Source organism: Pseudoalteromonas sp., from assembly GCF_041629635.1.
Classification (GTDB): domain Bacteria; phylum Pseudomonadota; class Gammaproteobacteria; order Enterobacterales; family Alteromonadaceae; genus Pseudoalteromonas.
The window spans coordinates 1-5,430 of sequence record NZ_JBFKMX010000187.1 but is presented as its reverse complement, the minus strand read 5'-3'; the positions used below and the strand labels follow the sequence as shown (position 1 = coordinate 5,430).

Genomic DNA, 5,430 nt, shown 5'->3' with positions numbered 1-5,430 from the left:
GCTTTACAGCGAGGGCAGGTACCAGTTACGAAGCGGTCTGGTAAGAAAATACCTTTTTCTTCATCAAATAATTGCGAAATAGTACGCTTTTTGATGTAACCACCGTCATTTAAACGATTATAAATAAGCTCAGAAAACGTTTTATTTTCTTCTGAATGCGTACTGTGATAGTTATCAAACTTAATATGAAAATCGGCAAAATCGCGCTGGCGCTCAACACTCACATTGGCAACCATTTCTTCCGGAGTGATACCTTGCTTTTGTGCGTTTAGCATGATCGGCGTACCGTGCGCATCATCGGCACATACATAATACGTTTCATGACCACGTAATTTCTGGAAACGAGACCAGATATCAGTTTGAATATATTCAAGTAAATGGCCTAAGTGTGTTGGGCCATTTGCATAAGGTAATGCACTTGTAATTAAGATTTTTCTTTGCGACATATCGTTTACCGTAAACTAGTGTGGTGACAACACCAAAAATTTACCCATTAGGTAACCCTTAACCTGTTACGTAGAAATACGTGTGGTAACAAGCTAAGTATATAACTGGAGTTAAGGTCAGGAATATTACATAATTCCAGCGCGTATTTCATTAGCCAAATGCAGATTTACATGTTTAATATTAAAAATCTTTTCTCAGGGTCAAAGCAAGCTGATAAAGCGGTTGCTAAAGCACAAAATTCATCACTGTTTGAAAGCATTACACAGTTGTTGGCTGATTATCGCTCTGATATTTTTCCTGTTGGGTTACAGCAAGCAACCACATTACTCTCGGTTGAAGAGGGCGATAGCTTAAACGTATCGCTTATTTTGCATTTTGCCGCAACTAGTGAACAACCTGATATTGCAAAATTTTTATCTGAGAAGCTAGGCCTACCTGTTGCGCTTAGCGTGCAAGTTCAGCTATTGGAGCCAAGTCGTCATGGCAATATTAAACATATTATTTTGGTGGCAAGTGGCAAAGGTGGCGTCGGTAAGTCAACCAGTGCGGTTAATTTAGCAAATGCCTTTAAACAAAATGGTGCCAAGGTGGGGATTTTAGATGCCGATATTTATGGGCCATCTATTCCTTTGTTGTTAGGCCTTGAAGACGAAAAACCCGTCGCGAAAGATGATAAAACCCTCTTACCCATGGAAAAAAATACACTTGTCGCGCAATCTATCGGGTTTTTATTGGGCAAAAGTGATGCCACTGTCTGGCGTGGGCCAATGGCATCAACAGCACTGATGCAGCTTCTCAATGAAACCGCTTGGCCAGATTTAGATTATTTAATAGTTGATATGCCCCCTGGTACGGGTGACATTCAACTTACCATGTCTCAGAAAATTCCAGCCAGTGGTGCAGTTATTGTGACAACGCCGCAAGATTTAGCATTAGCAGATGCCAATAAAGGCATTGATATGTTCAATAAAGTGAAAGTACCGATTTTAGGCTTAATCGAGAATATGAGTTACTTTAATTGCCAACACTGTAATGGTGTCAACCATATTTTTGGCGAAGATGGCGGAAAGGAACTGGCACAGCGTATTGATATTCCATTACTTGGACAAGTTCCTCTAACACATCGTATTAGACAAGTAGGTGAGCAAGGTGAGTTTCTTTCACATAATGCTGACAAGGCGCTCGTTGCCATTTATAATCGGGCGGCAAAACTTGTTGCTAGTCATTTGTTTTATCAAGGAAGTGGCAGCAACCCCGTCGAAATTATTATAACGGACGATTAACTATGCGTTTATGTGATACCCATATTAAAGAACATCTAGCAGCGGGTAAAATTAATATTGAACCTGCGCCAAAAGAAGACATGATTTCTGGTGTCACGGTTGATTTAAGGTTAGGTAATAAGTTTCGTGTCTTTCAAGATCACAAAGCGCCTTATGTTGATTTAAGTGGACCTAAAGAATTGGTTTCTGCTGCGATGGAATCGATCATGAGCGATGAGATTATCCTTGAAGAGGGTGAAGCTTTTTTTCTACACCCTGGGGAACTAGCGCTCGCAATTACTCACGAAAGTGTCACCTTACCTGATGACATTGTGGGTTGGCTTGATGGCCGTTCATCGCTAGCCCGTTTAGGTTTAATGGTGCATGTAACAGCACACCGTATTGATCCGGGTTGGTCGGGTAATATCGTGCTTGAATTTTATAACTCAGGAAAGTTGCCTTTAGCACTTCGTCCTTATATGAAAATTGGTGCGCTTAGTTTCGAAACCATGTCAGGTCCTGCTGAAAACCCTTATAACCGACGTAAAGACGCAAAGTATAAAGGGCAGTCTGGCGCAGTCGCTTCGCGTATTAGCGACGATAGTCAATCTTGATTTTATTCTGATTTATAACGTGCTCGCACCTCGGCGGGCATGTATTTGAACTGATTTTCCATCATCGCATCGAGCGCCGAATAAGCAGGCGCCATAGACAGTCCCTCTGTACATGAAAGGGCATACGCAATTGCTTCAAGGCTTGATAAGCTATCACTGCGATTAGCTTTTCTTAGGTGATAACGATTTTCTGGTAACTGTTGGAAACTCACTTGGCGTAACTGTTTTAGAATATCGATAGTAAAAAATAGCTTATTTGCTTTTTTCCAAGTGCCATCTAGCACTATTAGATGGGTCAATTTAATATCTGAAATATCACCATCAAGTAGAAATGAATCTGTACCGGGGTAGAGCAAAGCAGTTGTTGCTAAAGGTAACTGCTTTAGATATAGAAAGTCATTGCTGTTTTCACCTATTAGCACCGTGAGGTTGCGATACATTAATCGAGCCAAACGCACAGTGTTTTTGGCATTATTTACCTCAGATGAATGTTGTAGTACGACAACATGTGTTTGATTAATGATTTGTTGCAGATGCATACAAATACAGTCACATGCAACAAACTGACATTTATCGCAAATAGAACGTGTCATAAAATACAGAATGAATAAAAATGATTATTTTAAAGGCCTAAACATTGGCTTTCAAGCCATATCAACAGTGCACTTCACACTGACTTTTTAAATAGAGTTCTAAACTTTGCTGTTTCGCTGGTCTGGAAATAATGTACCCTTGTAATGCGTCGCAACTACAATCAGTATAAAAATCTATAAGTTCGTCAGATTCAACGCCTTCACCAACCACTTCAATATTAAGTTGTTGTGCTGCATTAATAATACTTTTAACCAATAAGCTGTCAATGGAGTCTAAATTAGCAACAAGCTTGCGATCTAATTTTATGCGGTTTATTGGGAAGTCATGGAGTGTGCGCAGTGACGTATGGCTAGAGCCAAAACGATCAATCGCAATTTTAACACCTATATCAGAAAGCTTTTTGGTGATTTGAAGGGATTTCTTTTCTGCAGACGTTAAGCAGGATTCCTCAATATCAAGCTCGATCATCTCTGGCGAAATATTAAAACGGGCGAGTTCATTATGTAAGTGTGGTAAAAAATTAGGGTGATAAAAATAGGATTTGGAAATATTAATACTGATCGGCACTGAACTATCAATTAATTTTTTTTCAGCCCATGTTTTCCGGCATCGACAGGCTTCATGAATTACCCAACTTTCAATTTTATTAGCGTGACCTTCACTTTCAATAACGTTAAAAAACTCTTTAGGCAGGCTTGGTTTGCCATTTTCACGCCAGCGCAGCAATGCTTCAATAGAGCAAACTTGCTGAGTATTTGTGGTGACAGAAGGTTGAAAAAATAATTCGAATTGGCTGTAGTCAATTTCATTATTAAGCTGTTCTTTAATGGATGAACTGTGATTAAAGCTCTCAGTTGCTTGATGCAACTTGACGGAGCCTCGTTTCATATTTTTTGCACCATACATTGCCGCATCAGCACGTTTGTAAATCTCATTTTCGTCAAGATTTCCATCAGTGATACATGCTCCTAAGCTAGCCTTTGGATACAGTGTATGTCCTTGTAACATAATAGGCCGAGACAATGCATCGTTTAATTTTCGTAACTTAGACCTAACCGATTGTTCTGAATTAACTTGTTCAAAGATAATACAAAACTCATCCCCCCCGAGGCGTGCAACGGTATCTGATTTTCTTACATACTCTTTTAAACGACACGCAATGGTATTAAGTAATTGGTCGCCAACATGATGACCTAAGGAATCATTGACTTGCTTAAAATCATCTAAATCGAGTAAGGCAAGAGCTATTTTTTGCTGACTTCGTTTTGTTCGGATAAGCGCCTGGCTTAATCTATCTTCAAATACTTGTCTATTGGCGAGGCCGGTAAGGGGATCTAATGCAGCTTGCTGTTGTAAAGCGCGATGTTTAAGTGTTAACTGCGTCACGTCACGCACTTGCATCAAATAGTGTTGATGGTGTTGATTTATTACATATTCATAGTGGCGATTTCGAGGCAAATACTTTAGTTTTATGGTTTGCCAGCGACAGCTTTTTGAAGCGGGTTGATTTAAACTTTCAAAAATATGGGGATATGGTTCATAGAGCAGCTCCTCAATATGTTTTACCTGCCTTTTACAAATTTCATCAAAATAATTATTGGTTGAAATGATAGTGCCGTTCATATCAAACGTGATCAGCCCTAAATTGAGCTTACTAACAACATCTGATTGCGGCATATTGGTTTTAAGCCGAATTAATTTCGATGGTTGCTCATTATATTCAATCGGAACGATAGAAACAGTGAAATTTTGTAACTTGAATTGTTTGTGGGTATGTAAATTTTCTTTCAATTGATAATGAGTGATTTTGCCCAAAGAGTCGCAATAAAGAGTTTTTCGTTTGGTGTTAAGGCGAGAAGCTTGTTCATTAGTGTAAAGAAGGCGGTGTGTATCCGAAACGATTAATACCCCTGCCTGATGGCTATTAAACATTAGCTCCGTTAATTCAGTATTAATCCGATTAATCATTTATAAGTATAATTTTATATTTATGTAAGTTTTCGTAACTATAGGTGAGATTTAGAAGTTTTCAAATCTTGATAGAAAATTTACAAAACATGGTTTAAGGTTAAGGTAAGTCTATTTAAATACAGTTTACTATGAGTGATATAGCCGTAAAGATTAATTCTGATTCCTTATTTGCGATGCAAGATTTGCTTCAAGAACAGTTTCTTCCAACTCTAGAATTCTGTCTTACCGAATTTGATAGATTACAAAGTGAAGTTGAGCGTGATTTTGAGGTTGATATTACAGCAAGTATTCGTCATGCGCATAGCTTAAAATCTAACGCTGCACAGTTTGGTGCAGAATCATTGGCAGAATTAGCTAAAGACCTTGAACATGCGTTAGGAGAAGGGGATATGGCTTTGTCGCAAAATTTAAAGAATGTATTACCAGCGCATATTTCTGCTACTAAAGAAGCGATTCAGAAAGTCATTTAATTATTTTATTCTAAAAAGGGCTTTAAGCTTTCGCTTTCACTATGAATGCGGTAGCCTGTGGTGGAAGCGTGC

The 5,430-nt window shown here is 38.7% G+C and carries 6 protein-coding genes; 3 read left to right on the top strand and 3 right to left on the bottom strand.

Going from position 1 to position 5,430, the window contains the following annotated elements:
• A partial coding sequence (locus ABYD77_RS17455) for a class I tRNA ligase family protein (protein WP_372771371.1) occupies positions 1-446 on the bottom strand: 446 nt, incomplete at its 3' end.
• 171 nt (positions 447-617) lie between these two features.
• On the opposite strand from ABYD77_RS17455, the gene apbC reads away from it, so the two are divergent.
• Positions 618-1,730: an iron-sulfur cluster carrier protein ApbC gene (gene apbC / locus ABYD77_RS17450; protein ID WP_372771370.1), complete on the top strand. Its 1,113-nt coding sequence runs from the start codon at positions 618-620 to the stop codon at positions 1,728-1,730.
• A 2-nt stretch (positions 1,731-1,732) separates the two neighbouring features.
• Positions 1,733-2,323: a dCTP deaminase gene (gene dcd / locus ABYD77_RS17445; RefSeq protein WP_372771369.1), complete on the top strand. Its 591-nt coding sequence runs from the start codon at positions 1,733-1,735 to the stop codon at positions 2,321-2,323.
• A gap of 2 nt (positions 2,324-2,325) precedes the next feature.
• Here the strand turns inward: dcd and ABYD77_RS17440 are convergent, their stop codons facing one another.
• Entirely contained in the window at positions 2,326-2,916 is a 591-nt protein-coding gene (locus ABYD77_RS17440) for a tRNA-uridine aminocarboxypropyltransferase (protein ID WP_372771368.1), read from the bottom strand.
• Positions 2,917-2,977: 61 nt separating this feature from the next.
• On the bottom strand, positions 2,978-4,849 hold the full coding sequence (locus ABYD77_RS17435; RefSeq protein ID WP_372771367.1) for a putative bifunctional diguanylate cyclase/phosphodiesterase: 1,872 nt from the start codon (positions 4,847-4,849) through the stop codon (positions 2,978-2,980).
• A gap of 167 nt (positions 4,850-5,016) precedes the next feature.
• On the opposite strand from ABYD77_RS17435, the gene ABYD77_RS17430 reads away from it, so the two are divergent.
• On the top strand, positions 5,017-5,358 hold the full coding sequence (locus ABYD77_RS17430) for an Hpt domain-containing protein (protein ID WP_372771366.1): 342 nt from the start codon (positions 5,017-5,019) through the stop codon (positions 5,356-5,358).
• The last annotated feature ends 72 nt before the right edge of the window (positions 5,359-5,430 follow it).